Origin of the sequence: Bradyrhizobium sp. ORS 375 (assembly GCF_000239775.1) — a bacterium.
Taxonomy (GTDB): domain Bacteria; phylum Pseudomonadota; class Alphaproteobacteria; order Rhizobiales; family Xanthobacteraceae; genus Bradyrhizobium.
Genome location: NZ_CAFI01000059.1, coordinates 1 through 26194 on the forward strand (window position 1 = coordinate 1; position 26194 = coordinate 26194).

Annotated in this window: 23 protein-coding genes, 1 tRNA gene and 1 pseudogene; 16 read left to right on the forward strand and 9 right to left on the reverse strand. The window is 67.0% G+C overall.

Going from position 1 to position 26194, the window contains the following annotated elements; all coding sequences use genetic code 11:
- Positions 1–95: 95 nt before the first annotated feature.
- Together BRAO375_RS05220 and BRAO375_RS05225 are read left to right on the forward strand one after the other, a co-directional pair.
- Positions 96–2074: pseudogene (locus BRAO375_RS05220) on the forward strand (DEAD/DEAH box helicase).
- A gap of 56 nt (positions 2075–2130) precedes the next feature.
- Entirely contained in the window at positions 2131–2532 is a 402-nt protein-coding gene (locus BRAO375_RS05225; protein WP_009026409.1) for a DUF2177 family protein, read from the forward strand.
- A 102-nt stretch (positions 2533–2634) separates the two neighbouring features.
- Here BRAO375_RS05225 and BRAO375_RS05230 read toward each other — a convergent pair whose 3' ends face one another.
- Positions 2635–3294 carry a peroxiredoxin gene (locus BRAO375_RS05230; protein ID WP_009026410.1) on the reverse strand — a complete coding sequence of 220 codons (660 nt, stop codon included), beginning with the start codon at positions 3292–3294 and terminating at the stop codon, positions 2635–2637.
- Between the two features lie 364 nt (positions 3295–3658).
- Here BRAO375_RS05230 and BRAO375_RS05235 point away from each other — a divergent pair, with 364 nt between their 5' ends.
- Together BRAO375_RS05235 and BRAO375_RS05240 are read left to right on the forward strand one after the other, a co-directional pair.
- A complete protein-coding gene (locus BRAO375_RS05235) occupies positions 3659–4222 on the forward strand; it encodes a hypothetical protein (protein ID WP_009026411.1) in 564 nt (187 codons plus the stop codon).
- A gap of 170 nt (positions 4223–4392) precedes the next feature.
- Positions 4393–5517, forward strand: coding sequence for a S1C family serine protease (locus BRAO375_RS05240; RefSeq protein ID WP_009026412.1), 1125 nt, complete (start codon positions 4393–4395; stop codon positions 5515–5517).
- Between the two features lie 206 nt (positions 5518–5723).
- On the opposite strand, the gene BRAO375_RS05250 is transcribed toward BRAO375_RS05240, so the two are convergent.
- The gene (locus BRAO375_RS05250) at positions 5724–7580 is read right to left on the reverse strand and encodes an alkaline phosphatase family protein (RefSeq protein ID WP_009026413.1); all 1857 of its coding nucleotides are present in this window, start codon (positions 7578–7580) and stop codon (positions 5724–5726) included.
- Between the two features lie 202 nt (positions 7581–7782).
- Between BRAO375_RS05250 and BRAO375_RS05255 the strand changes: the two genes are divergently transcribed.
- Entirely contained in the window at positions 7783–8277 is a 495-nt protein-coding gene (locus tag BRAO375_RS05255) for a YciE/YciF ferroxidase family protein (RefSeq protein WP_009026414.1), read from the forward strand.
- 13 nt (positions 8278–8290) lie between these two features.
- Here the strand turns inward: BRAO375_RS05255 and BRAO375_RS05260 are convergent, their stop codons facing one another.
- The 3 genes from BRAO375_RS05260 to BRAO375_RS05270 all read right to left on the reverse strand — a co-directional run bounded on the left by BRAO375_RS05260 (position 8291) and on the right by BRAO375_RS05270 (position 13493).
- The gene (locus BRAO375_RS05260; protein WP_009026415.1) at positions 8291–9544 is read right to left on the reverse strand and encodes an arsenic transporter; all 1254 of its coding nucleotides are present in this window, start codon (positions 9542–9544) and stop codon (positions 8291–8293) included.
- 22 nt (positions 9545–9566) lie between these two features.
- Entirely contained in the window at positions 9567–10847 is a 1281-nt protein-coding gene (locus BRAO375_RS05265; RefSeq protein WP_009026416.1) for an MFS transporter, read from the reverse strand.
- A gap of 177 nt (positions 10848–11024) precedes the next feature.
- Positions 11025–13493, reverse strand: a complete 2469-nt coding sequence (locus tag BRAO375_RS05270; protein WP_009026417.1) for a PAS domain-containing hybrid sensor histidine kinase/response regulator — start codon at positions 13491–13493, stop codon at positions 11025–11027.
- 226 nt (positions 13494–13719) lie between these two features.
- Here BRAO375_RS05270 and BRAO375_RS05275 point away from each other — a divergent pair, with 226 nt between their 5' ends.
- The 5 genes from BRAO375_RS05275 to BRAO375_RS05295 all read left to right on the forward strand — a co-directional run bounded on the left by BRAO375_RS05275 (position 13720) and on the right by BRAO375_RS05295 (position 18586).
- The gene (locus BRAO375_RS05275) at positions 13720–14850 is read left to right on the forward strand and encodes a zinc-binding metallopeptidase family protein (protein WP_009026418.1); all 1131 of its coding nucleotides are present in this window, start codon (positions 13720–13722) and stop codon (positions 14848–14850) included.
- A gap of 69 nt (positions 14851–14919) precedes the next feature.
- The gene (locus BRAO375_RS05280; RefSeq protein ID WP_009026419.1) at positions 14920–15135 is read left to right on the forward strand and encodes a hypothetical protein; all 216 of its coding nucleotides are present in this window, start codon (positions 14920–14922) and stop codon (positions 15133–15135) included.
- 158 nt (positions 15136–15293) lie between these two features.
- Positions 15294–17309, forward strand: a complete 2016-nt coding sequence (locus BRAO375_RS05285) for an acetyl-CoA carboxylase biotin carboxylase subunit (RefSeq protein ID WP_009026420.1) — start codon at positions 15294–15296, stop codon at positions 17307–17309.
- Between the two features lie 111 nt (positions 17310–17420).
- Positions 17421–18287: an isocitrate lyase/PEP mutase family protein gene (locus BRAO375_RS05290; RefSeq protein WP_009026421.1), complete on the forward strand. Its 867-nt coding sequence runs from the start codon at positions 17421–17423 to the stop codon at positions 18285–18287.
- Positions 18284–18586, forward strand: a complete 303-nt coding sequence (locus BRAO375_RS05295) for an acylphosphatase (RefSeq protein WP_009026422.1) — start codon at positions 18284–18286, stop codon at positions 18584–18586. The genes BRAO375_RS05290 and BRAO375_RS05295 overlap by 4 nt, the downstream gene beginning before the upstream one ends.
- Before the next feature lie 9 nt (positions 18587–18595).
- On the opposite strand, the gene BRAO375_RS05300 is transcribed toward BRAO375_RS05295, so the two are convergent.
- Positions 18596–19405 (reverse strand): class I SAM-dependent methyltransferase, encoded by an 810-nt coding sequence (locus BRAO375_RS05300; RefSeq protein WP_009026423.1) that lies wholly within the window; start codon positions 19403–19405, stop codon positions 18596–18598.
- A gap of 152 nt (positions 19406–19557) precedes the next feature.
- Here BRAO375_RS05300 and BRAO375_RS05305 point away from each other — a divergent pair, with 152 nt between their 5' ends.
- The 3 genes from BRAO375_RS05305 to BRAO375_RS05315 are packed head-to-tail and all read left to right on the forward strand — an operon-like array spanning position 19558 to position 22236.
- Complete coding sequence (locus tag BRAO375_RS05305) at positions 19558–20127, forward strand: GbsR/MarR family transcriptional regulator (protein ID WP_009026424.1); 570 nt, start codon at positions 19558–19560, stop codon at positions 20125–20127.
- Positions 20128–20143: 16 nt separating this feature from the next.
- Positions 20144–20803: a DUF4166 domain-containing protein gene (locus tag BRAO375_RS05310; protein ID WP_009026425.1), complete on the forward strand. Its 660-nt coding sequence runs from the start codon at positions 20144–20146 to the stop codon at positions 20801–20803.
- Complete coding sequence (locus tag BRAO375_RS05315) at positions 20800–22236, forward strand: TIGR01777 family oxidoreductase (RefSeq protein ID WP_009026426.1); 1437 nt, start codon at positions 20800–20802, stop codon at positions 22234–22236. The genes BRAO375_RS05310 and BRAO375_RS05315 overlap by 4 nt, the downstream gene beginning before the upstream one ends.
- Positions 22237–22246: 10 nt before the next feature.
- Here the strand turns inward: BRAO375_RS05315 and BRAO375_RS05320 are convergent, their stop codons facing one another.
- Entirely contained in the window at positions 22247–23233 is a 987-nt protein-coding gene (locus tag BRAO375_RS05320; RefSeq protein ID WP_009026427.1) for an AraC family transcriptional regulator, read from the reverse strand.
- Between the two features lie 119 nt (positions 23234–23352).
- Entirely contained in the window at positions 23353–24210 is an 858-nt protein-coding gene (locus tag BRAO375_RS05325) for a LysR family transcriptional regulator (protein ID WP_009026428.1), read from the reverse strand.
- 114 nt (positions 24211–24324) lie between these two features.
- Between BRAO375_RS05325 and BRAO375_RS05330 the strand changes: the two genes are divergently transcribed.
- On the forward strand, positions 24325–24753 hold the full coding sequence (locus tag BRAO375_RS05330; RefSeq protein ID WP_009026429.1) for a tautomerase family protein: 429 nt from the start codon (positions 24325–24327) through the stop codon (positions 24751–24753).
- 2 nt (positions 24754–24755) lie between these two features.
- On the opposite strand, the gene lipB is transcribed toward BRAO375_RS05330, so the two are convergent.
- Positions 24756–25478 carry a lipoyl(octanoyl) transferase LipB gene (gene lipB, locus BRAO375_RS05335; RefSeq protein WP_009026430.1) on the reverse strand — a complete coding sequence of 241 codons (723 nt, stop codon included), beginning with the start codon at positions 25476–25478 and terminating at the stop codon, positions 24756–24758.
- Positions 25479–25498: 20 nt separating this feature from the next.
- On the opposite strand from lipB, the gene BRAO375_RS05340 reads away from it, so the two are divergent.
- Both BRAO375_RS05340 and BRAO375_RS05345 read left to right on the forward strand, forming a co-directional pair.
- Positions 25499–25789, forward strand: a complete 291-nt coding sequence (locus tag BRAO375_RS05340; protein WP_502688852.1) for a FliM/FliN family flagellar motor switch protein — start codon at positions 25499–25501, stop codon at positions 25787–25789.
- A gap of 135 nt (positions 25790–25924) precedes the next feature.
- Positions 25925–26009 (forward strand) — tRNA-Leu (locus BRAO375_RS05345).
- Positions 26010–26194 lie beyond the last annotated feature (185 nt).

The window sequence follows — 26194 nt, forward strand, 5'->3', positions numbered from 1 at the left end:
CGTACCGGGCAAAGCTGCCGTTGGGCGTTCACAGCCCTCGTGTTCCGGCGCGGCATGGCGTAAAGCAGCCGGATCGAAACGAGGTCTTCCCCCCATTGTCCTTTCCCGTCACCTCTCCGCCGCTGGCCCGCGCGCTGGCCGAGCGCAACTATGACAATCCCACGCCCGTTCAGCTCGCCGTGCTGGCCGACGATGCGGTCGATCGCGACCTGCTGGTCTCGGCGCAGACCGGCTCCGGCAAGACCGTGGCCTATGGGCTGGCGATGGCGGCGAATCTCCTGGGCGACGCCGAGCGCTTCGGCCCGGCCGCGGCGCCGCTGGCGCTGATCGTGGCGCCGACGCGCGAACTGGCGCTGCAGGTGCAGCGCGAACTCGCCTGGCTCTACCAGCACGCCGGTGCGCGCGTCGTCTCCTGCGTGGGCGGCATGGATCCGCGCCGCGAGCAGCGCGAGCTGGAGGCCGGCGCGCACATCGTCGTCGGCACGCCCGGGCGGCTCTGCGATCATCTCCGCCGCGGCCGGCTCGACATCTCCGAGCTGAAGGCGGTGGTGCTCGACGAGGCCGACGAGATGCTCAATCTCGGCTTCCGCGAGGACATGGAGTTCATCCTCGAGACCACGCCGGAGACGCGCCGGACGCTGCTGTTCTCGGCGACGTTTCCGCGCGGCATCGTGGCGCTCGCCAAGCAGTACCAGGACGACGCGTTCCGGATCGAGGTCGAGGGCGACGAGGGCGGCCACGCCGACATCGAGTATCGCGCCATCCGCATCGCGCCCGGCGATGCCGAGCACGCCGTCGTCAACCTGCTTCGCTTCTACGAGGCGCCGAGCGCGATCGTGTTCTGCAACACCCGCGAGGCGGTGCGCCACCTGCAGGCGGCGCTGCTGGAGCGCGGGTTCTCGGTGGTCGCGCTGTCGGGCGAGCTGACGCAGAACGAGCGCACCATGGCGCTGCAGTCGCTGCGCGACGGCCGCTCGCGGGTCTGCGTGGCGACCGACGTCGCCGCGCGCGGCATCGATCTCGCCAATCTCGATCTGGTCGTTCACGCCGAACTGCCGAACGATCCCGAGGTGATGCAGCACCGCTCGGGGCGCACGGGACGCGCCGGGCGCAAGGGCGTCAGCGTGCTCCTGGTGCCGCCGGCGCGACGGCGCCGCGCCGAGATGCTGCTGAATCTGGCGGGTATCGAGGCGGTGTGGGGGCGGCGCCGCAGGCCGACGAGATCCGCAAGCTCGATCAGGAGCGAATGCTGCAGGATACCGTCTTCGCCGAGGAGACCACGGCGGAGGATCAGGCGCTCGCGCAGGCTTTGCTGGCCGAGCGCTCGGCCGAGGACATCGCCGCCGCGCTGGTCCGGCTGTATCGCGCCCGGCTGCCATCGCCGGAGGACATTCTCGATCCCGGCGAGGATCGCGGCCGGCCGCGCCACGAGCGCAGTCGCGAGAGCGTTGCGCGCGGCGAAGAGCGCGCGCCGGCGCCGCGAACGAAGACCGGCAAGCCGTCCGCGCGCCACGGCATGGGCGAGCCCAGCGTCTGGTTTCGCGCCGCGATCGGACGCCGCAAGAAGGCGGAGGCGCGCTGGCTGCTGCCGATGATCTGCCGCCGCGGCGGCATCGACAAGCAGGACATCGGCGCGATCAAGATCTCCGACACGACGACCGAGTTCGAGATTGCCGCGCGCGTTGCCGACACCTTTGCGGCCAACATCCGCCGTCCCGACAAGGAGGATACGATCCGCATCGAGCCGCTTGCCGCTGCGCCGTCCGGGCAGGGGGCCTCGGACAAGCCGCGTCCGGACAAGCGGCCGCCGCGTCGCGAGGCCGAGCCGCGGCGCGAGGCCAGGGAGACCGCCTACCATCCGCTCCATCGCGATGAGCCACGCCGTGACAAGGATGCTCCATCGCGCAGCAGGCCGCATCACGACGCGCCGTCGAAGCCGGGACATCCGCAGGCGTTCACGAAGAAAAAGAAGCACGGCGACAAGTCCAGCCGCGGCGGACAGGCGTTTCCTTCCCACAGCCCGCGGTCGAAGGCGCCCGGTGGAAAGAAGCCCAAGACGAAGCGTCGCGGCTGATCGCACTCGGCGATCCCAGCAGCGGCGCGGTCCGTGACACGAAGGAGGAGCCGTCCTTGAGCCGCTACGCCGTCCTGTATTTCGCAACGCTCGCCGTGCTGCTCGGCTTCGACATCCCGTTCCTCGCCATCGTCGCCAAGGGCTTCTTCCAGTCGCAGGTCGGCGAGATGCTGGGCGAGGTCCGCCCCGTTCCGGCGGTGCTGTTCTATCTGCTCTACATCGCGGGCGTGCTGATCTTCGTCAGCGGCACGGCCGATGCGACCTGGCGCTCGACCTTGCTGTATGGCGCGCTGTTCGGCCTGTTCTGCTACGCCACCTTCGAGCTGACCTCGCTGGCCATGCTCAAGCAGTGGGCCTGGGCGGTGGTCGCGCTCGACATCAGCTGGGGCATGTTCGTCACCGCCGTGTCGGCGACGCTCGGACTGCTGATCGCCGACTGGGTCACGCCGCGGGGGTAGTTGGCAGTCATTTCGCGGCGCGCACAGCGCGAACCCGGAATCTCGAGATCCCGGGTCCGCTCTTGCGAGACGTGATCGTGCCGGCGAGCTTGTTTGCCGCCGTTACTTCGGCTGCGGCACCACGCGGAGATACGGCTTCGGTGCCTTCCAGCCGTTCGGATAGATCGTCTTGGCCTCGTCGTCGGAGACGGAGCCGGCGATGATGACGTCCTCGCCCTGCTTCCAGTCGGCGGGGGTGGCGACGCGGTGCTTCGATGTCAGCTGCAGCGAGTCGATCACCCTTAGAATTTCCTGGAAGTTGCGGCCGGTGGTCATCGGGTAGACCAGGATCAGCTTGATCTTCTTGTCTGGGCCGATGATGAAGACGTTGCGGACGGTCTGGTTGTCGGCCGCGGTGCGCTTGGCCGGATCACCGGAGATCGCGGCCGGCAGCATGTCGTAGAGCTTGGAGACGTTGTAGTCGGTGTCGCCGATCATCGGATAGTTCGGCGCAGCTCCCTGCGTCTCGCGGATGTCCTCGGACCATCGGGCGTGGTTGTCCACCGGGTCGACCGACAGGCCCATCAGCTTGACGCCGCGCTTGTCGAACTCCGGCTTGAGCCGGGCCAGCGCGCCGAGCTCGGTGGTGCAGACCGGGGTGAAATCCTTCGGGTGCGAGAACAGCAGCGCCCAGCTGTCGCCGATCCAATCATGGAATTTGATCTTGCCTTCGGTGGTGTCCGCCTCGAAGTCCGGGGCGATGGAGCCGATCTGGAGAGCCATGGCAGTCCTCAATTCATTGCAGGTGGCAGGAATAAATTCTTCTAAACACTATAGGAAATACCGCTGCGCAAGGGAACTGGTGACCACAAAAGAGAAGAAAGTTTCTCCAATCCTCGCGCACGTAACAACTTCTTTTGAGTTCCGGCGGTGCGGTGAAACATCCGTGAGACTACCGGTTGCCCAGATTTCGCCACGTCTCGGTCGCAACACGCCGGCCCCGCGACGAGCTGCTTTGAACCGTGATCGAGGTCACTGCGGCAAAAGGGCAACCGATACAAAAACCCACTGCAGCGTTTCGAACCATTAACCACTCGTTCAGACGCGGACCGACAAGGTGGGTCAACACAGCAACTGAGAAGAGAACATGGCTACCTCTGCACCAAAAACCATCGATGGTCTCGAGCCGTCCTGTTGTGACACTGCCGCATCCGCGCTCGGCATCGTGCGCGACGGCGTGATCACCGGCGAGGGCCCGACCACCGCAGGACGCGTGCATTTCTCCCGCATGCTCGACGCCGAGGACGCCGCCTGGTGCGTGCGCATCCTGACGGCGGCCGCGATCAACGACGCGCCGGTGAGCCGCGCCGAAGCCGAGGCGCTGTTCGAGATCGACGCCGCCGCGACCGAGCGCAAGGACGACGGTCGGTTCGAGGATCTGCTCGCCAAGGCGGTCGCGCATCACACCGCCGCGGCGTCCGGCCTGCCGGTTCCGCCGCGCAGCGTGGCGCTGTCGCCGGAGACGGCGATCGAGAGCTGGGCGCCGATGAATGCGCGCGGCGTGCGCACCGATGCGCTCGAGTGGGTCGCCAAGCGCATGCGCGGCAAGCGCCAGGGCAACCGCGCGCTGCGAGCCATGGTCGCGACCCTGGTCGGCGTGAGCGTGCTGCCGCTGGCGCAGCTGCCGTCGATGATCGACATTGGGATGTAGGGCGCGCAGCGCCGCAGTCCGGTCGCGAGATTTCGAAGAGCGCGATGATCTCATCGCGCTCTTTTCTTTTGTCGATCCATTGCGTTGCGTGCCGATGCTCAGCCTCTTGATGATGCGGGGCTGCCGGTCAATAGATCGGGGATGATGGGACCAGGCACGGAGAGGTCGACATGAGCCGATGGAGCTTTGCCGCGCGCCTTGTGGCGGTGGCGGCGACGGCGCTGCTGCTCATGATGGCCTGGCAGAGCTTCCCGCTGATCCAGGCCGAGCTGCTCGGCCTGCGCGCCAAGCCCCGCGACATCACGCCGCGCGGCGATCTCGCCGCCGACGAGAAGAGCACGATCGCGCTGTTCGAGAGCCGCAGCGGCTCGGTCGTGTTCATCACGACCGTTCAACAATCCGTCAACCCGTGGACGGGAACTGCGCAGCAGGAGCGCTCGGGCACCGGATCGGGTTTCGTGTGGGACGAGCTCGGCCACGTCGTGACCAACTATCATGTGATCGAAGGCGCCACGGAGGCGCTGGTCAGCCTCACCGACGGCCGCTCGTTCCGCGCGGCGCTGGTCGGCGCCAGCCCCGAGAACGACCTCGCAGTGCTGGTGATCGGCGTCGGCGTCGACCGCCCGAAGCCGCTGCCGGTCGGCACCAGCGCCGACCTCAAGGTCGGGCAGAAGGTGTTCGCGATCGGCAATCCGTTCGGCCTCAGCAGCACGCTCACCACCGGCATCGTCTCTGCGCTGAACCGCAATCTGCAGGTCACGCAGGAGCGGACCTTGAACGGCCTTATCCAGACCGATGCGGCGATCAATCCCGGCAATTCAGGCGGCCCGCTGCTCGACAGCGCAGGGCGCCTGATCGGGGTCAACACCGCGATCTACAGCCCGTCGGGCGCGTCCGCGGGCATCGGCTTCGCGGTGCCCGTCGACAAGGTCAACCGCATCGTGCCGCGCCTGATCGCGAGCGGCCGCTATGTCAGCCCGAGCCTCGGCATCAGGACGGATGCGAAGGCCAACGAGGCGCTGGCGTCGCGGCTCGGCGTCTCCGGCGTGTTCGTGCTCGATGTCGAGCAGGACTCCGCGGCGGAGAAGGCCGGGCTGATCCCGGCGCGGCTGACGCGCGATGGAGGCTTCGCGCTGGGCGATGTGGTGCTGGCGATCGACGGGCAGGCGGTGGATTCGCCCGACGACATGACGCGCGCGCTGGAGAGCAAGACCCCCGGCGATCGCGTGGTTCTGCGCGTGCTCCGCAACGGCAAGACGATCGAGGTCCGGGTGACGCTCGACGTTGCGCGATGAGGTGGTCGTGAAGCAGCTGGATGTTTCCACGCGTCATTGCGAGCGCAGCGAAGCAATCCAGGGCCGCGCGCACGACTCTGGATTGCTTCGCTGCGCTCGCAATGACGTGGAGAGAGCGGTGGCTTCTCGTTGCGAAGCAATTCGCGGAACGAGGTCCCCGGGGTCGCTTCCGCTCGCCCGGGAACATGGGCATTCGCGTGATCTAACTACTTCGCCGCCGCCTTCTGCTTCGGTGCTTCATCATCCAGGCCGACGGTGCGGCCGGGGAAGCCGGCGGCATCGAAATAGCGCTGGCTGCCGACGCGCTGCAGCTTCAGCACGGTGCGCAGGCCGCCGGCGGCAGGGTCCGACTTGATGACATCCGATGTCGCCTTCGGCGTCGCGCCGTTCGGCATCGCTTCCGTCATCACGCGGCCGATCAGCTTGCCCTTCGGCGCGACCTTGAGGTCGAGCAGTTTGGCCGCGGTGGCGCCGACGTCGGCATTGCTGACGGGCAGGGGATCGACGAAGCCCGCTTTGAAGTCTGGACCGATCGCGGCCATGAAGTTGTAGGTGTCGCCGCGGCTGAACGAGCCGTGCATGCCCTGGCCCTGGCGCAGCACGGTGTCGGCGACCTCGACCGAGCAGTTGCTCGGCACGTCGCATCCCGGTGCGACATAGGAGCGGAAGTTGACGACGATCGCGGGATGCGGCGTCACCGCCTTGCCGTCGAGATTGACGACCGACAGCGGCAGGGTGCCGGGGATCTCGCCGAGCTTGTCGTCGACGAAGATGCCGGAGACATAGTCCTGCTCCAGCAGCGCCTTGACGGTGCGGCGTGCCAGCTTCTTGTCGTTATTGGGCAGATAGATCAGGTCGGAGCCGCCATTGGTGGCGACGACGAGATCGGGCTTGGTCGGGTCCTTGCCGAGCACGCCGTTGCCGGCCTTCGGGTGCTTGCCGGCGGGCACGGCCGCGTTCTTGTCGTTGGGGTCGAACAGCGGCAGGTCGAGCGCCTTGGCGAGGTCGAGCGCCAGGAAGCCCATCGGCAGGAAATCCTTCGGCGTATCGTCATAGCTGACCTTGGCCGAAGGCGACGTCTTGCTCTCCTTGGAGATGGTCGAGAAGCCATGGTCGGCCTGGACCATGATGTTGGTCGTGGCGGAAAGCCCGAGATCGTCGAGCGCTTTGCGCAATGCGGCGAGGTTGTCGTCGGCGTTCTTGATGCCCGCCATCGAGGTCGGGCCGTTGATCCCCGGCGTGATGGTGTTGAGGCTGTCGCCGTGATTGTGCTGGCTGCCGTCGGGGTCGCGCGACCAGAACACGAGGACGAACGGCTTGTTGCGGGCCTTGAACATCGGCAGCACCACTTTGGTGGCGACGTCGACCATATAGGCCTGCTGCGGGACGTTGGCGGAGGTGGTGCCGGGGGTCTTGGCATCGCCCGCCTTGCCGTTGTCGCCGCGCGGCGGCGTCGCGGTGGGCAGGCCCGCTTTGGTCATGGCGTCCTTGACCTCGTCGGTGAGCGCCACGCCGTTCTTGCCGCCGGTGGAATCGTCGATCACGATCGAGGAGCTCGCACCCGGCTTGCAGGGGCAGGCGGTATGGTCGAACAGGTAGGTCGGGCCGAGCTTGCCGATCGCGGCGGTGGAATAGCCGGCCTTGCGGGCGAGCTTCAGGATCGTATCCTCGTTGAGATAATCGCCGTTGAAATGCTCGTCGATGTCGCCGAGCACGGCGTCGTTCTCGATGAAGGGCACGACCGTGTCGCCCGCCGGCACCGACGTGTAGCCGGTGAAGATGGTGTTCGAGAACGTGCCGGTGTCGCCAAGATAGTGGCCGGTCGCCATGGCCGAGCCGTTGGCCATGGTGAAGGTCGGAAACAGCGAGTGCGAGTTCTTGAAGTTGACGCCCTTGTCGCGGACGGCGGCCATGGCCGGCGCCGTTTCAGGCGTCACTTTCGCCGCGCGCAGGCCGTCGGGAATGAACAGGATGAGGTTACGGGGCGTGGCGTTCTGCGCAAATGCGGCACTGGACGACAGCAGGGTCAGTCCGGCGCACAGCAGCACGAGCGGGCGGCGCATTGAAAACTCCTGAAAGCAATCGGCGGAATCGCGGCGTGTCGCCGCAGGGAAGAGCTTTAGTTTTGCCGGGTGACGGTTTTGTTACAAGGGGCTCGAGGGGCCGCCGCCGCCGCTCCGGGCAGGATTTTCGCACGGCGGTAGTCTGTGGCAGGAACCAGGGTGTGGCTTTCCGGTTGTCGGCTCACAACACAGGGAGCACATCATGGCTGCAGACAAAGACCTCAACGAACTCTTCCTCGATACGCTGAAGGACATCTACTACGCCGAGAAGCAGATCCTGAAGACCCTGCCGAAGATGGCCAAGGCGGCGCAGTCGCAGAAGCTGGCGGCGGCGTTCGAGAAGCACCAGGAGGAGACCGAAGGCCAGATCGAGCGCCTGGAGCAGATCTTCGAGTTGCTCGGCAAGCCGGCCCGCGGCAAGAAGTGCGATGCCATCGAAGGCATCATCGACGAGGGCAAGGAGATCATGACGGAGTACAAGGGCACGGCGGCCCTCGATGCCGGCCTGCTGGCCGCCGCGCAGGCGGTCGAGCACTACGAGATCTCTCGCTACGGCACCTTGAAGTCCTGGGCCAACAAGCTCGACCTCAAGCAGGCCGTCAAGCTGCTCGACCAGACGCTCAACGAGGAGAAGAAGACCGACGATCTGCTGACCAAGGTCGCCGAGAGCGAGGTCAATTACGAGGCGGCTGCTTAAGCCTCATTCGTCTTCACCACGTCGCCGCCGCCAGCGCTGCAATCAGCGCGGGCGGCGTTGCCACGAGTCCGATCTTCAGAAACTGCCACGCCGACACCTCGATCTTCTCGCGCCGCAGCGCGGTCAGCCAGAGGATGGTGGCGAGCGAGCCAGTGACCGAAATGTTCGGCCCGAGGTCCACGCCGATCAGGATCGCCCGGATGACCTGCTGAGGCAGGTGATCGTTCGCGGCGACCGAGCCGGCAACCAAGCCGACCGGCAGATTGTTCGCGATGTTGTCGGCTACAGCGGTGACAAGACCCGCGGCCCAGGCTGCGCCGGCCGGTGAACTGGTGACAGCCTGATGCAGCCAGGCACTGAGCTGGCCGATCGCGCCGGCGCGGCTTAGGCCCTCGACCATCACGAACAGCCCCCCGACCAGCGGCAGTACGCCCCAGGACACCCCCTTGAGGATGGGCCAGGGCGACTGCCGGCTGACCGAGAGGATCGCGGCCGCCGTGACCACGCCGCAAACGAAGGTCGGCAGACCCAACTGCACGTCGAGCGCGGAGGCGGTCAGAAGAACTGCTGCGATGGCGATGATGCCCATCGCCGCGAGCCGGCCCTCGCGGCTGAGATGCGGCTTGTCGACATCGGTGCGCAACTGCTCGTCCCGCAAGGCGCGGCGCTGGGTCAGCCACAGCGCGACATAGGTCAGGGCGATGGCCGCGATCGAGGGCACCGTGAACTGACGCAGCCATTCCGTCAGATGCGGCATGCGCTCGCCGAACACGACCAGATTGGCCGGGTTGGAGATCGGCAGCACGAAGCTCGCGGCATTGGCGATGAAGGCGCAGACGTAGAGGTAAGGCAGCGGCGAGGCGCCCGCCGCGCGCGTCGCGGCATAGACGGCCGGCGTCAGCACGATCGCGGTGGCGTCGTTGGAGAGCAGCACGGTGACCAGCGTGCCGACGGCGTAGACCAGCAGGAACAAGAGCTGCGGCGAGCCGCGTGCATGCTCCACCGCATAGGCGGCGAGATAGTCGAACAGGCCCTCGCGGCGGGCGAGCTCGGCGATCAGCATCATGCCGATCAGGAACAGATAGACATCGACGCCCTTGCGAATGCCGGCGAGCGCGTCGGCCGCCGGCAGCAGGCCGAGCGCGACCAGCAGCACGGCCCCAGTGACCGCCCAGATCGCTTCTGGCAGCCGGAAAGGGCGGATGATGACGCCGGCAGTGGCCGTGATGATGATGACGTAGGCGAGCCAAGCAGTGTGTGCAAACATGATCGGGGATCGTTAGAGCAAATCATTCGGCGGGGATAGCGGGCACTGTGGCCGCGTTCGGATGGGCGGCCTCCGCGGCCTTGGTCTCCGGCAGCAGCAGCCAGCACACGATCACCCCGACGGCGGCCGTCGCACCGAGCGCCAGGAACGCGGCGCTATAGCCAGCGTGTACCACGACGACGCCGGCGAGTGCCGTCGACAGCGCGGCGCCGATGCTCTGCGCGGTGATGACGGCGCCCTGCGCGACGTTGAACCGGCCGGTGCCGCGCATCAGGTCGGCGACGATCACCGGCATGATGGCGCCGAAGATGCCGGCGCCGATGCCGTCGAGCAGCTGCACGCCGACCAGCCAGGCCTTGTCGTCCGACAGCGTATAGAGCACGGCGCGCAGCGGCAGGATCAAGAGCGCGGCCAGGAAGAAGCGCTTGTGGCCCCAGCGGTCGGCACGGGCGCCGACCAGCAGCGCCATCGGCACCATGACCAGTTGCGCCGCGGCGATGCAGGCCGACATCAGGCTGGTGCCGAGATTCTTGTCCTGTAGCGCCAGCTTCTGGCCGACCAGCGGCAGCATCGCTGCGTTGGCGAGGTGAAACAGTGCGACTGATATCGCGAAGATGAGAAGGGGGCGGCAGGTCAGGAGAATGCCGAGACCCGAGGGCTGACTGCCTTGGTCACTCGCGGCGCTGTCAGTCCGGTGAGAGAGGCCGCGCGCGGCGTCGTGATCGATCGCGCGCTCGGGAATCGCGAGCACGCTGAAGAGGCTGCCGGCGGAGGTGACCGCCATCAGGTAGAACACGGCGGAGGGGCCGAGCGCGTAGGCGGCGGCGCCGGCGATGACGGCACCGACCGCATTGCCCGCATGGTTGAAGCTCTCGTTGCGCCCGACACGGGCGGTGAATGCCCTGGCGCCGACGATGCCGAGCGAAACGGCGGCAATCGCTGGCGCGAAGATCACGCCGGCCGCGTTGGCGATGCTTTGCGAGATCGCGACCGGCCAGAAGCTCGACATCAGCGGCAGCGCCAATGACGCAGCCGTGACGATGATCGCGGCCGCGATCATGATCATGCGTTTGGCTCTGATAGCATCGACCAGCGCGCCGGCCGGAGTCTGGGCGGCGATGCCCGCGATGGTCGCCAAGGACATCACGACGCCGATCGAGGCTTCGTCCCATTTCTGCTCGGTCAGCAGATAGATCGCGAGATAGGGGCCGAGGCCGTCGCGCACGTCGGCGAGGAAGAAGTTGGCAGCGTCGAGCGCGCGGCCGGCATGAGCGAGATGCTTGCTGGGGGTGACGCCGGTCATGCCGCCTCGTTGCGCGTGAGCAATCGCAACAGCGTTGTGCTGGAATTGGTTCCATGACGGCCGCGGGCGCGAGACGCTCGCCCCGCTTCCTTGCCATGCGTGACATGCGGGCTTGAAGACCGGGCCTGGGATGATAAGGCAGAGCCCGCTGCGCGCCGGTCCCGAGCTACGACCCGCTCAGCGCGGCAGCGGCGCCTTTTCCGCCATCGCCTTGCGCAGGATGCGCGACAGCGACTCCACCGAATACGGCTTCTTGATCAGCTCGAAGCCGTGATGGGCATTCTCGGCCAGCACGTGGCTGTAGCCGGAGGTCAGCACCACCGGAAGCCCGGGATAGCGGTCGCGGATGATTCCGGCGAGCTCCAGGCCGTTGATCCCGGGCATGATGACATCGGAAAACACGAGGTCGACCGCGAACTCGTTGTCCGCCAGGACGGCCAGCGCCTCCTGACCGTTCGACGCACGCCGCGTGACGTAACCGAGATCCTCGAGCAGCTCGGTCGAGAACTGCCCGACCTCGTCATTGTCCTCGACCACGAGCACGCGATAGCCGCGGCCGATGGTGGCCGGCTCGACGCGCGCCGACGCTGCGTCGGGGCCGGATTGCGGCGCCGCCGCCTGCGGCAGGTAGATCGTGAAGGTCGCGCCGTGGCCGAGCCGGCTCTCCACCGCGATGTCGCCTTCGGACTGCTTGGCGAAGCCGAACGCCTGGCTGAGGCCGAGGCCGGTGCCTTTGCCCACTTCCTTGGTGGTGAAGAACGGTTCGAAGATCGCGTTGATGTTCTGCGGCGGGATGCCCGCGCCGGTGTCAGTGACCGAGATCGCAATGAAGGCGCCGGGGCGCGCGCTCTGGCCGCGCAATGACGGAATGTGGTCCGTCTTCTGCACGCCGATCGTCAGCCGTCCTTCGCCGTTCATGGCATCGCGCGCATTGACGGCGAGGTTGATCAGCGCGGTCTGGAATTGCGCGATGTCGGCCAGCGTGAACAGCTTGGCCTCGTCGGCTGCGAGCTCGATCTGGATGCGGCTGCCGACCAGCGGACGGATGAGCTGCACCACGCTCTCGACCTGCTCGCCGACATTGAACACTTGCGGCGTCAGCGGCTGCCGCCGCGCGAAGGCCAGCAGTTGCCCGGTGAGCTTGGAGGCGCGCTCGACCGTTTCGGAGATCGCATCGACGTAGCGCCTTCGCCGTTCCTCGGCGAGATCGCGACGGCGCAGGAAGTCGGTTGCCGAGCGGATGATCGTCAGCAGGTTGTTGAAGTCGTGCGCGACGCCGCCAGTGAGCTGGCCGACCGCCTCCATCTTCTGCGACTGGCGTAGGAGCTCCTCGCCCTGGATGCGCTCGGTGATGTCGATGGCTTCGGCGACCGCGCCCATGACCGCCTCGTGCTGATCGTAAAGCGGCCGCATCGACAGCTCGAAATGGCGATCGCCGTTGGCGAATTCCAGCCGCACCTCGGTGCGGAAGCTGTCGCCGGCCAGCACGCGCGCGAACGCCTTGCGCAGCATCTCGCTGACGCCCGTCGTATCGGTGAACCACGGCGCGCCCCACAGCGGCTGGCCGATGACATCAACGCCGCCGGCGCGCATGCCCATGACGGCGATGCGGTTGGCATGGGTGATGCGGCCTTCGACGTCGAGGATGGCCTGATACTGGTTGCTGGTGTCGAAGATGGCGCGCATGCGCGCCTCATTGGCCTCGAGCTGCGCGGTGCGCTCGCGGATGCGCTCCTCCAGCGTCTCGTTGATGCGGCGCAGCTCGATCTCCGCCTGCTTGGCGGCGGTGACGTCATGGGCGACGCCGATGAAGCCGATATGCTGGCCGTTCGCATCCCAGCGCGGCTGCGACTCCGAGCGCAGCCAGCGCCATTCGCCGTCGGCGCGGCGATAGCGCGCCTCCAGGAAGAACGGCTTCAGCGAGCATTCGCCCGAGTGCTGCTGAGCCAGGACGCGCTGAAGATCCTCGGGATGCAGTGCGTTGCGCCAGTCAAAGGCGAGCGCCTCGTCATGCGGCAGGCCGAGGAAATCGACATAGGCGCGATTGACGAAGGAGCGGGTGCGGTCGAGTTTCGTGACCCAGATCGGCACCGGTGCGCTGTTTGCAATCAGGCGGAAGCGCTGTTCGCTCTCGCGCAGCTTGGCCTGCGCCAGCATCTGGTCGGTGACGTCGATATGCGCGCCGACCAGCCGGATCGCGCGGCCGCTCCAGTCGCGCTCGATGCGCGCGATGACTCGGATCCAGCGGATGTCGCCGTCGTTGGGACGGATGATCCGGTATTCGGTGGTATAGTCTTCCTGATTGCTCTTTACCGCGGCGATGAAGTCCTGCTCCGCCTTGGCGCGGTCCTCGGGATGGACCCGCCGGACCCAATCCTCGTGAGTCTCGTTGGCGGCTTCGGGCGGCAGGCCGTGAATGATCAGATATTCCGGCGAGCGGCGATTGCGAAATCCCTCGCGCAGATCGACCTCGACGCCTCCGACCCGGCCGATCCGCTGGATCCGCGCCAATTCCGCCTCGCGCTCCTGCAGCGCGCGATAGGCCTGATCGCGATCGCGCGCGATCTCCTCGATGTGCTGACGAAGCTCGGCTGCGCCTGCAGCTTCCGGGAAAACGTCGTCTCGAGGCGCATCCGCACTGTTCATGCTGACCTGCACTGGAAGAGCAAGCGGTCGCCGGACCATTTCATCGCGGGTGTTCGGAAGGGTGGCGACATTGGGTTCAATGAAAGCAAATTGGCCAGCAATTGAGGCAGGCAAACGCCCGCACGACGAGAACGTTGAGGCAGATAAAAAGTTCCGCAGCCCCGGAACAGACTGTTACTGTCATGCGTCGTCAGGCGCTAGACACCGCAACGCGTAGGTCCATACCGTGAAGCTCTTCGTCTGTCAGGCCTGCAAGAACATCCTCTATTTCGAGAATCGCAGCTGCGGACGCTGCGGTCATCAGCTCGCCTTCATGCCGGAGAGTCAGATCCTGTCGGCGATCGAGCCGGCGGACACGGGCTTTCGGACCTTGGCGGATGGTGGGGAAGGGCGTTTCTTCTGCGCCAACGCCGAGCACGATGTCTGCAACTGGCTGCTCGAAGCCGGCGAGACTACGGGCTTTTGCCGCGCCTGCCGGCATAATGGCACGATTCCCAATCTGTCCGATCCCGCGCAGCTCGGCGGCTGGCGCGAGTTGGAGGTGGCCAAGCACCGGCTGTTCTATTCGCTGATCCGCTGGAAGCTGCCTGTGAGAACACGGGTGGAAGATCCGGATCACGGGCTGATCTTCAACTTCCTGGCCGACGATCCCGCAGCCCAGCAGAAGGTCATGACCGGCCACGACAACGGCCTGATCACGATTGCTCTGGCCGAAGCCGACGACATCGAGCGCGAACGGCGCCGTCTGGAGATGGACGAGCCGTATCGGACCCTGCTCGGTCATTTCCGCCACGAGGTGGGGCATTACTTCTGGGACGTGCTGGTGCGCGATGCCGGCAAGCTCGACGCGTGCCGCGCCGTGTTCGGCGACGACTCTCAGGATTATGGCGAGGCGCTGAAGCGCCACTACGACCAGGGGGCGCCGGCCAACTGGCAGGACAATTACGTCTCGGCCTATGCGACGACGCATCCCTGGGAGGACTTCGCCGAGACCTGGGCGCATTATCTGCACATCGTCGACACGCTGGAGATGGCCTCCGAATTCGGCATCGAGATCGATCCGCCGGCCGACCAGATCGGCGGGCTGACCGCGCGCGTCACCTTCGATCCCTATGTCGCTGACGATTTCGACGTCATCGTCAACGCCTGGCTGCCATTCACCTTCGCCATGAACAGCGTGGCGCGGGCCATGGGCGCGCGCGATCTCTACCCGTTCATCCTGAGCCCGCCGGTGATCGCCAAGCTCGGCTTCATCCACGAGCTGGTGCGCCAAGGCGCCGCGGAGCACGCGGTGACGCTGGCGCTGGAGACGCCGGAGGCCGAGCCGCTGCAACAGGAGGCCGCCGGGGCGGCGTGATCCGCCTTGACTCCTGAGAACATAAAGTGAACATACGGCGTGACCTGAGCAAGGGACTGCCTTCACGCCATGCCATCTGAATTGCATGCCAACCCCAGGCAGCCCGAGGACGGGGCTCTGGAGGACGCCGTTGATCAGGCGATCGCAGCTTGCGGTGGTGACCTCAGGGCGACCATTCGCGCGCTGATCGTTGCGAACGATTATCTCGAGACCGAGGTCACCGAGCTGATGAAGGCGGTGTCGCACGCCTACACGCGGGGACGTTTCCACAGCTATTCCGGCTGACGGGAGAGCTGGCCTCTGGCATGCCTGCCCAATGCGCAGGGATCGCGCCGAGAGTCGGGTTGCGCGCGGGCGATTTTGCTATAGACGAACCGCTGAGCTCGCGGTGGTCGCGCCTGTGCCGTGAGCGGGGAGCCCGCCCAAAGGTATCAAGAAAAAACATGTTCAAGACCATTCTGATCGCGAACCGCGGCGAGATCGCCTGCCGGGTCATCAAGACCGCCCGCCGCATGGGAATCAGGACCGTTGCGGTCTATTCGGAAGCCGATCGTGATGCGCTGCATGTCGAGATGGCCGACGATGCCGTGCTGATCGGCCCGCCCGCCGCCGCCGAGAGCTATCTCCTGATCGACCGCATTGTGGAGGCCTGCAAGAAGACGGGCGCGCAAGCCGTGCATCCCGGCTACGGCTTCCTGTCCGAGCGCGAGGCGTTTCCGCGCGCGCTGGCCGAGAGCGGCATCGTCTTCATCGGTCCCAACCCCGGCGCCATCGCCGCGATGGGCGACAAGATCGAATCGAAGAAGGCCGCGGCCAAGGCCAAGGTGTCCACCGTGCCCGGCTTCCTCGGGGTCATCGAAGACGACAAGCACGCCGTGCGCATCGCCGACGAGATCGGCTACCCCGTGATGATCAAGGCCTCCGCCGGCGGCGGCGGCAAGGGCATGCGCATCGCGCATTCGACCGCCGAGGTGGCCGAGGGCTTTAATCTGGCGAAGGCCGAGGCGAAGGCCTCGTTCGGCGACGACCGCGTCTTCATCGAGAAGTTCATCGTCGACCCGCGCCACATCGAGATCCAGGTGCTCGGCGACAAGCATGGCAACGTGATCTATCTCGGCGAGCGCGAATGCTCGATCCAGCGCCGCAACCAGAAGGTCATCGAGGAAGCGCCGTCGCCGCTGCTCGACGAGGAGACCCGGCGCAAGATGGGCGAGCAGGCCGTCGCGCTCGCCAAGGCGGTGAACTACGACTCCGCCGGCACGGTGGAGTTCGTCGCCGGCCAGGACAAGAGCTTCTACTTCCTGGAGATGAACACCCGCCTGCAGGTCGAGCATCCCGTCACCGAGCTCGTTACTGGCATCGACTTGGTCGAACAGATGATCCGCGTCGCCGCCGGCGAGAAGCTCGCGCTGGCGCAGAAGGACGTTGCGCTGACCGGCTGGGCGGTGGAATCGCGCGTCTATGCCGAGGATCCGTTCCGCAACTTCCTGCCCTCGATCGGCCGTCTCGTGAAGTATCGCCCGCCGGCCGAGAGCAAGGTCGATGGCATCACGGTGCGCAACGACACCGGCGTGCAGGAGGGCGGCGAAATCTCGATCTACTACGATCCGATGATCGCGAAGCTCGTCACGCACGCGCCGTCGCGCGCCGCAGCGATCGAGGCGCAGTCGACCGCGCTCGACGCGTTCTATGTCGACGGCATCCGCCACAACATCCCGTTCCTGTCGGCGCTGATGAACCATCCGCGCTGGCGCGAGGGGCGGCTCTCGACCGGCTTCATCGCCGAGGAGTTTCCCAAGGGCTTTGCCGCGCGCGCGCCGGAAGGCGAAATCGCGCGCCGGCTCGCCGCGGTGGGGGCTGCGATCGATCACGTGCTCGGCGAGCGCAAGCGGCAGATCTCGCAGCAGATGATCGGCCGGCCGGTGAAGCGGCAGGGCCGCCGCGCCGTCTGGCTCGGCCGCGACGAAATCCTGCTCGACATCGCCAGGGACAATGGCGCGATCACCGTCCGCTTCGTCGGCGCTGACGGCAAGGTTGGCCCTGCGCATGCGCTTGTGTCGGATTGGAAGCCGGGCGATGCGGTGTGGCATGGCACCATCGATGGCGCCGAGATCGCGGTGCAGACGCGCGCGATTCCGAACGGCGTGCGACTCGCGCATCAGGGCGTCGAAGCGCCGGTCTATGTCTACACCGAAGCCGAGGCGGCTGCGGCGCGGCTGATGCCGGTGGTCACAGCCGGCGACAGCGGCAAGAAGCTGCTGTGCCCGATGCCCGGCCTCGTGGTCTCGATCGCCGTCACCGAAGGGCAGGAGGTCAAGGCCGGCGAGACGCTCGCCGTGGTCGAGGCCATGAAGATGCAGAACGTGCTGCGCGCCGAGCAGGACGGCACGGTGAAGAAGGTCCACGCCTCGGCGGGAGCGACGCTGGCCGTCGACGCGCTGATTTTGGAGTTCGCGTAGTCAGTCTAACCGCCGTCATTGCGAGCGAAGCGAAGCAATCCAGGGCTCAGCGCGCAACTCTGGATTGCTTCGTCGCTTCGCTCCTCGCAATGACGGAGAGAGAGGGGCGTGATGACATTCCGTATTCGCCGAGAAGCGCTACGCTCCATCCTCGCTGGCGACCGCTGCGTCCATCCCGGTTCAGTCTACGACGCGATCTCGATCCGCATCGCCGAGGACCTCGGCTTCGAACTCGGCATGTTCGGCGGCTCGGCAGCCTCCCTCGCCATCCTCGGCGATCCCGACATCGCCCTGATCACCTTGACCGAGCTCGCCGAGCAGATGCGGCGGATGTCGCGCGCCGCGGCGCTGCCGGTGCTGGTCGATGCCGACCACGGCTACGGCAATGCGATGAACGTCCGCCGCACGGTGCAGGAGCTGGAGGCCGCCGGCGCGGCCGGTCTCACCATCGAGGACACGCTGCTGCCGCAGGCGTTCGGCGCCGCCAAGCCGCAGCTGATCTCGCTCGCCGAAGGCGTCGGCAAGGTGAAGGCCGCGCTCGACGGCCGCGGCGACCCGTCCTTGGTGATCTTGGGCCGCACCGGCGCCGTCTCCATCACCTCGCTCGATGATGCGATCGCCCGCGCCAAGGCTTATGAGGCCTGCGGCATCGACGGGCTGTTCTTCACCGGCATCACCACGCGCGATCAGCTCGATGCGATTGCGGCCGCCACGACGCTGCCGATCGTGCTCGGCGGCGCGCCGGAGGAGATGGCCGACCTCGGCTATCTCGCCGCGCGCCGCGTCCGCATTGCGCTGCAAGGCCACGCGCCGATCGCCGCGGCCACGCAGGCAGTTTACGATACGCTCAAGGCGCTGCGTGATGGCACGTCACCAAAGCAGTTGAAGGGATTGCCGTCGGCCGAACGGACGTCGCGCGTGATGCGCGAAGCCGACGTGAAGAAGCGTCTGCGCGAGTTTCTGGGGCTCGGATCATGAGCAACCGTGCCATCGCTCACGTCGTGGTGCGTGGCCGCGTCCAGGGCGTCGGCTATCGCGCCTGGGTCGAGGACCAAGCCATCCTGAACGGCCTCGAAGGCTGGGTCCGCAACCGCGCCGACCGCAGCGTCGAAGCGGTATTCGCGGGACCTGCCGATGAGGTCGCAGCCATGGTCACGGCCTGCCGCAAAGGGCCGCCGGCAGCGAGGGTCGATGACGTGATGGATTCGCCGACCACAGCCGATCAACTCGCGCTGCGCCGGCCCGGCGAAGAGTTCTCTGTCCTGCCGACGGTGTAGGGGCGTCGCTCACCGCGCTGAGATCACCAGCGCCTGAATCTGTCCGTCGATGGGTCCACTTCCGAAACGTTGCCGAAGCGCGTTCGCAGCCGCTTGCGTCACCGTCGCAAGGTCCGGAGCGCCCCGCGCCTCGATCTCGCCGCGCATTGGTGTGCCCTGGCAGTAGGCGATGGCAGGCTCTTGGGCCGAGGCGGCGCGACTGCGGTGAGGCAATGGCTCGATGATGATATCGGAGAAGCCAGCTTCGCTCGGGTCGGCCCTGATCTTTACTGGATCGAAATAGCCATGTGGCGCACGGGTGAAGAACTGTGGCGGGTCGTCTGGGAACACCTGCTGCAGCGTCTCGTGCACGACATGCGCGAACTCATTGTCCTCGATCCGGTCCCAGACGTTGAAGACGAAGCGTCCGCCGGGCCTCAGCACCCGCCGCGCCTCGCCATAGCCTTTCACGCGATCGGGAAAGAACATCACGCCGAACTGGCACGCGACGACATCGAAGCTCGCATCGGCAAAGGGCAGGGCCAGCGCATCCGCCTGCTGAAAGCTGATGCGGTCGGCCTTGGCAAGATGTGACTTCGCCTGCATCAGCATGGGCTCGTTGAGGTCGGTGGCGGTGATGCGCACCTCCGGCGGCAGCTCCGCATGGAGCGCCCGGGTCACGGCGCCGGTTCCCGCCGCCGTCTCCAGGACGTGGCGGGGCGAAGCCTTCGCGATACGGCCTGCGAGATCCCGCGCATAAGGGGTGAAGATCAGCGGAACCAGCAGCTCGTCGTAGATCTGCGGGATCGAACCGGTGAAGGCCTTGTCGGATGCCGTCATGGCTTGCTCCTGTTCCAAACGGGGCAGGGGACGATCGGGCGATGATCGTCAGCGGCGAAGTTCTGCGCCTTCATCTCCGTCTCGCCAATCGGCTCTCCGGTTCAGCGCACGCCGCTCTTGACATTCATCCCCATCAGTCAGATATTTCTGTCATGACAGAAATTACTGGCAAAAAGAAGCTCCCTCCCGCCGTCGAGCGCTTCATCCTCAACTGGGGCGACATGGGCGACCAGTGGGGCGTGAACCGCTCGGTGAGCCAGATCCATGGTCTGCTGTATCTCGCCGAGAAGCCGATGACCGCCGAAGACATCGCCGACACGCTCGGCATGGCGCGCTCCAACGTCTCGAACTCGCTGAAGGAGCTGCTCGCCTGGGACCTGATCCGGCGCGTGCCGATCCTCGGCGACCGCCGCGATCATTTCGAGGCGGAGACCGACATCTGGGAGGTCGCGCAGCGCATCGCCGCCGGCCGCAAGCAGCGCGAGATCGATCCCGCGATCGCCGCCCTGCGCGCCTGCGTCGCCGAGTCGACGGCCGATCCCACGATGAGCGCGGTCGCAGCCAAGCGGCTGAAGGACATGCTGGCGTTCACCGAGCTGGTCGACCGCTGGTACGCGCAGATGCTGAAGGTGCCGCGGCCGCGTCTGGTCGCGCTGATCAAGCTCGGCGAGAAGATCGCAAACCTGCTGCCGTCGGGACGATCCAGGTCCGGCAGCGATTAGTCGAGTGGAGGGCGTCATGGTGAGCCTACGACATCTCGGATCAGCAGCGCCCGCCAACGCCAGGCTCCATGACGACCACCGCTTCCGCGCGCTGCTGTCGCCGGAGGATTGGGGCCGGCTGCCGGTCTCGATCTGGCGGCGCTTCTCCAAGCGTCTCGCCGACGGCGCGACCGTGGTCTATGTCGGCGAGGTCGAGCAGGCTGAGATGAGCCGAGCCGGATTCTGGTTCGCGCAGGCCGCACGGCTGATCGGCGGGCCACTGCCGACGACAGCCAATGCCGGCGTGCCGATGATCGTCGCGGTCACCGAGGATGCGGCGAGCCGCGGCCAGATCTGGACCCGCATCTGCGGCCGGCCGCATGGCTTTCCGCAGGTGATTCATTCGGCCAAGCGCTTTGCCGGTCCGACCGGGCTCGAGGAGTATCTCGGCTGGGGCCTGAGCATGAGCCTGCGCGTCTGCGTGACCGATGGTGCGCTCGCCTTTCACAGTGCCGGCTACACCCTCGCGTTCGCTGGCCGGCGCTGGCCGCTGCCGTCCTGGCTGACGCCCGGCGATCTCACCGTCACGCATTCCGATCTCGGCTGCGGCGCCTTCCGCTTCGCGCTGGAGATCGTCCATCCGCGCTTCGGCCGGATCATCCGCCAGAGCGCCACGTTCCGGGAGTCCGCACCATGACGCCGCTGCTCTGGTCCCTGATCGCCGTTCAGGTCGCGATGGGCGTGTTCGACACCTTCTATCATCACGAGTTCACCGAGCGGCTGGCGTGGCGGCCATCGCAGCGAGGTGAGCTGAAGCTGCACGGCATCCGGAATCTGCTCTATGCGCTGCTGTTCGCCGTTCTGGGCTGGTGCGAGGTGCACGGCGTTTTCGCGATGCTCGTGCTCGCGGTGCTCGTTGCTGAGATCGCGATCACCCTGACGGATTTCGTCGAGGAGGACCTGACGCGCAAGCTGCCGCCGAGCGAGCGCATCAACCATACGCTGCTCGCGATCAACTATGGCGCCATCCTGATGCTGCTGGTCCCGGTGCTGATCGACTGGGCGATGCAGCCGTCGGCGATCGTGCCGGCCTATGCAGGCTGGCTGAGCTGGATCGCGGCCGCGGCTGCGCTGGGCGCCGGCCTTTGCGGGCTGCGCGACTTCGCTGCCGTGGCGCGGCTCGCGCGGATGTCGCAGCCGGATGCGCGCGGACTCGTCGCCGCGCTGCCGCCGGGGCAGACCATCCTCGTCACCGGTGCGACCGGCTTCATCGGTGCGCGCCTGGTTGCCAGTCTCACAGCAGCAGGCCATCACGTCATTGCCCTGGTCCGCGATCCCCGGCGGGCGGCCGATTTGCCGCCGCCGCTCACCCTGATCACCGCTCTCGACCAACTCGCCGCCGACACCCGCATCGACGCCATCGTCAATCTCGCCGGCGAGCCGATCGGCAATGCGCCGTGGACCGCGGCGAAGCGCGACGCGATCCTGCAGTCGCGGCTCGCCACGACGGACGCCGTGGTGGCGTTGGTCGCGCGGCTCGACCGCAAGCCCCAGGTGCTGGTCAACGGCTCCGCGATCGGGTGGTACGGGCTGTGGCAGGACCAGCCGCTGACGGAGTCCGCGAAGTCGCATGCCTGCTTCAGCCACGACCTTTGCGAGGCCTGGGAGCAGGCCGCGCGCAGTGCCGAAGCGCATGGCGTGCGCGTGGTGATGCTGCGGATCGGGCTCGTGGTCGGCCGCGACGGCGGCTTCCTGGCGCGCATGCTGACGCCGTTCGAGTTCGGGCTCGGCGGCCCGCTCGGCTCGGGGCAGCAATGGATGTCGTGGATCGAGCGTGACGACCTGATCCGGCTGATCGCCCATGTGATCGCGACGGGCAGCATCGCCGGTCCGGTCAATGCGACGGCGCCGCTGCCGGTGCGCAATCTGGCCTTCACTGCCGAGCTCGCGCATTGCCTTCGGCGGCCGGCCGTGCTGCGCGTGCCGGCGGGGCTGCTGCGCCGGATCGGCGGCGATTTCGCCGAGGAGCTGTTGCTCGGCGGCCAGCGCGTGGTGCCGAACAAGGCGCTGTCGAGCGGCTTCGTGTTCCGCCACCAGAGCCTGCGCAGCGCGCTCGAGTCGATCCTGTGATTTCAACGGATCATCGCCGCTCGGCGCGGGCCATCGTCGCCGACGGCAGCTCGCCGAACGTGGCGCGGTAGTAGCGCGCGAAATGGCCGGCGTTGGCGAAATTGCAGGCGGCCGCTGCGACCGCCACCGTCACGCTCGGATCGCCCGAGCGCAACATCTCATGCGCCCGGCGCAGGCGTACGGATTTCGCGAACGCCATTGGCGAATAGCCGCGCACGCGCTCGAACACGCGGAAGATCGAGCGGGCGCTGACGCCGGCTTCGCCGGCGAGGCGCTCGATCGTGATCGGCTCGCGCCAATTGGCCTCGATGTAGTCCTCCAGCCGCTTGACGAGGCCGAAATCGGGCATCGGTGGCGGGTCGATCAGGGCTTCCCGGAAGCGATGCCGGCTGGCGCACAGGAAGGCGACGTGAACGGCGTCTTCGAGCTCGCGGTACACCGCCCTGGGAAAGGCGGCGTCCTGCTCGCTGAGCTGGGTCATGAGGAAATCGAGCAGCCGCAGCAGGCTGCGGGCCTGGGGATCGGCGGCCGGGATGGCCGGGTCGATCGCATAGTCGGTGCGCGGCTGTACGCCGACCAGCGCCGTCAGCCGCTGCCGCAGTGCCTGCGGATCGAGCCGCAGCGTCACCCGGCGGTGTCCGCCCTGACAGGCCATCTGCCAGGGCATGCCCGCCGGCGCGACCGCGAACTGGTGCTCATTGACGTCGGTCGCCTCGCCTCGGGCGCAGCTCACGGCGCGCCCCCTCATGGCGATCTGCACCCGCATGAAGTCCGCCGGGCGGTGATCGGAGACCATGTCGCAGGTCGTCGTGCCGTAGGCGAGGCCGATGGTCTGCAGCTCGATCAGATTGACGACCGCCTCGAAGCGCTCCGCGTTCCTGAAATCGATGCGCTCGGCGCCGAGCTTGCGGCTGGCGAGATCGCGCAGCACTTCGGCACTGGAGGTTCTGATCAGAGCGTGACGGTGCAACGGCTCAGGGCCGATGTCGCCCGTCACGGCCGGGCTCGGCTTTGCAGCAGTGCTGACGAGGTCAGCTGCGGTCAAGAGACGGTTCAAGCCGCGACTCCTGAGCTCCGGGAATTAACCTATGCTACATCACGCCCGGTTGCCGTCAATTACTTCGACGTCGCTGCGCTTCGAAAGGCCGCGGCCAGCGTGCGCAACGCGACGCGCTTGTCGGCGTCGCCGACCTTCGCATGCAGGATGACCTTCGACCGCCCGAGCCTGGGCAGGCCGAACGCCGGCCCGATGTCGCGCAGGCCGCCCGAGGCAATCCGCCGCGCCAACGGCGCGACGGCCAGTCCGGCCTGCGCGGCGGCGACGACGGCTGCGACGCCGCCGCCGACGAATGTCTCGACAAAGGGCTGCTTGGCCTTGTCGAGGGCGCGGACCGCGATGGCGCGCACGCCGCACGGCGCGGCCAGCGTTGCGAGCGGCAAGGGGCCGCCTGCAGGGGCGTGAAACCGCGGGCTTGCGAACCAGCCGAATTCGTCCTCGACCAGGGGCTCGCCGCCGCGGCGTGACGCCTCCTGCCGGATGATGACCGCATCGAGCGCGCCGGCATCATAGCGATCCAGCAGGTCGCGCGAGAAGCCGATGCCGACCGACAGGGTCAGCTCGGCCGCGATGGCCTGGAATTGCTGCAGCATCGGCACCAGCTCGGGCCCGGCGACATGATCGCTGATGCCGAGCGACAGCAGCGGCCGGGTGCGCGGCGCTCCTCTCAGCGCGAGATCGTGCGCGGCGACCAGCGCGCGGGCGTTCTCGACGAAGGCCGCACCCTCCGCGGTCAACCGCACGGCGCGCGGCGAACGTTCCAGCAGGCGCTTTGCCAATGCGGCTTCCAGCCGCTGCAGCTTCAGGCTGACCGCGGCCTGCGTCGTGCCGAGCGCTTCGGCCGACCGCGTGAAGCTCTGGAGATCGCAGACCAGCAGGAAGGCGCGAACGGCCGATATGTCGAGGGTCGGGGTCATGTCTCAACATTCAAAATGCTTATCATTGATATCATCAGCAATAGCGTACAGAAATGGTGCGGGAAGGGCTAGGTGTAGGTGCACGCGGCGTCGCCGCCTTACAGGACGAACACCATGCCCCTCATCACCGTCACCTACGCCAGCCAGCGCCGTTCGCCGTCGCTGAGGAAGGATATCGCCGAGGCCATCACCGCGCTGACGGCGCGAATCCTTGGCAAGGATCCCAAGGTCACCGCCGTCGTCGTCTCCGAAGCCGATCCGGCCGACTGGTTCACCGGCGGCGCCTCGCTCGTCGAGCAGGGGCTCGCCAGCTACTGGATCGACATCCATGTCACCGAAGGTACCAACACCAAAGACGAGAAGGCGGCCTATCTCGCCGCTGTGTTCGCTGCGATGGCCGATCTGATCGGGCCGCTGCATCACGAGACCTATCTCCACGTCGACGAGGTCAAGGCGGATGCCTATGGCTTCGGCGGCCTGAGCCAGGAGCGACGTTACATCGCCGCCAGGCTCAACGTGCCGCTCGAGCGCGGCGCCGCCTGAGCTCACGCGGTCTCCGGCAGGGACGCATGGGTCGCGCCGAACACGCTCTCGAACGCCTGCCGGAGCGCCACGTCGACATCGGCCATGGTCACCGGCAGGCCGAGATCGACCAGGCTGGTGACGCCATAGCGCGGATCAGTGACGCCGCAGGGCACGATGGCCTGGAAGTGCGCTAGCTCCGGCTCGACATTGATGGCGATGCCGTGAAACGTCACCCAGCGCTTCAGCCGCACGCCGATCGCAGCGATCTTGTCCTCGAAGCCGTCGCCCTTGTCGGGCCGCCTGACCCACACGCCGACCCGGTCCTCGCGCCGCTCGCCGCGCACGTTGAACGCGTCGAGCGTGCGGATGATGGTCTCCTCGAGCGCCGCGACATAGGCGCGCACATCCGGCCGGCGCCGCTTCAGGTCGAGCATGACATAGGCCACGCGCTGGCCGGGGCCGTGATAGGTGACCTGGCCGCCGCGCCCCGTGGCGATGAAGGGGAAACGCGGGTCGCGCAGATCCTCCGGCTTGCCCGAGGTGCCGGAGGTGTAGACCGGCGGATGCTCCAGCAGCCAGACCAGCTCCTCGGCCTCGCCGGCGGCGATCGCGGCCGCCCGGGCCTCCATGGCCGCGGTCGCCTCGGCATAATCGACCAACGCATCGGAGTTTCGCCACGCCGCCGCGTTGCCGGGCGGGCCGGCGAAGGTGGAGAGATCGAGCGTTTCGCGGCTGTTAACCATTGGCTAACCACAACATGGTGATGTCTCGGGTAACGGAATCCAGTGACTTCGGTGTTCTCGCAGTGTCAACCCTCGATAAAGTGACCGTCGACCTGATGGTCGTTCTCGGCACCTGCTCCATGCCCATCCACCAGGTTCTGCGGCTGTCCCGCGGCGCCATCATCGAGCTGGACGCCACCGAGGCCGACGACGTCAAGGTGCTGGCCAACAATTTGCCGATCGCCAATGGCGTGGTGCTGGTCGACCGCAACCGCATTGCGGTCGAGGTCAAGCAAATGCTGCCGCGCTCGCCGACGCCGACCACGCGGTAGCGTCCGGGGCGGCTGCGAAAACCATCCACAATCCGGTATTTTGGGGCAGGGCGGGCCTTGTCCCCCCGACATCGATTTGATACACGGGCGCCACTGATCCGGTGCCGCCCGTTTCCAGGCTCCGGCTTCTCCTTCGCGCTCGTGGCGGAATTGGTAGACGCGCTGCCTTGAGGTGGCAGTGGGTAACACCGTGGGGGTTCGAGTCCCTCCGAGCGCACCATCCTTCTCTTCCCAAATTTGGATCTGTTTCCGGTTCGTTCCGGCGCGATAGCCGTTGCGCGAGGCGTGACGCCGTGATCCCGCGGCGCAATGGCGTCCGAGTCATGCCGTTGGGTCCGCCCTCGCAAAAGAGAGGGCGCGGGGAATGCCGGGCGCTGGCCGCACCCATGGCCCGCCTGCAGAGAA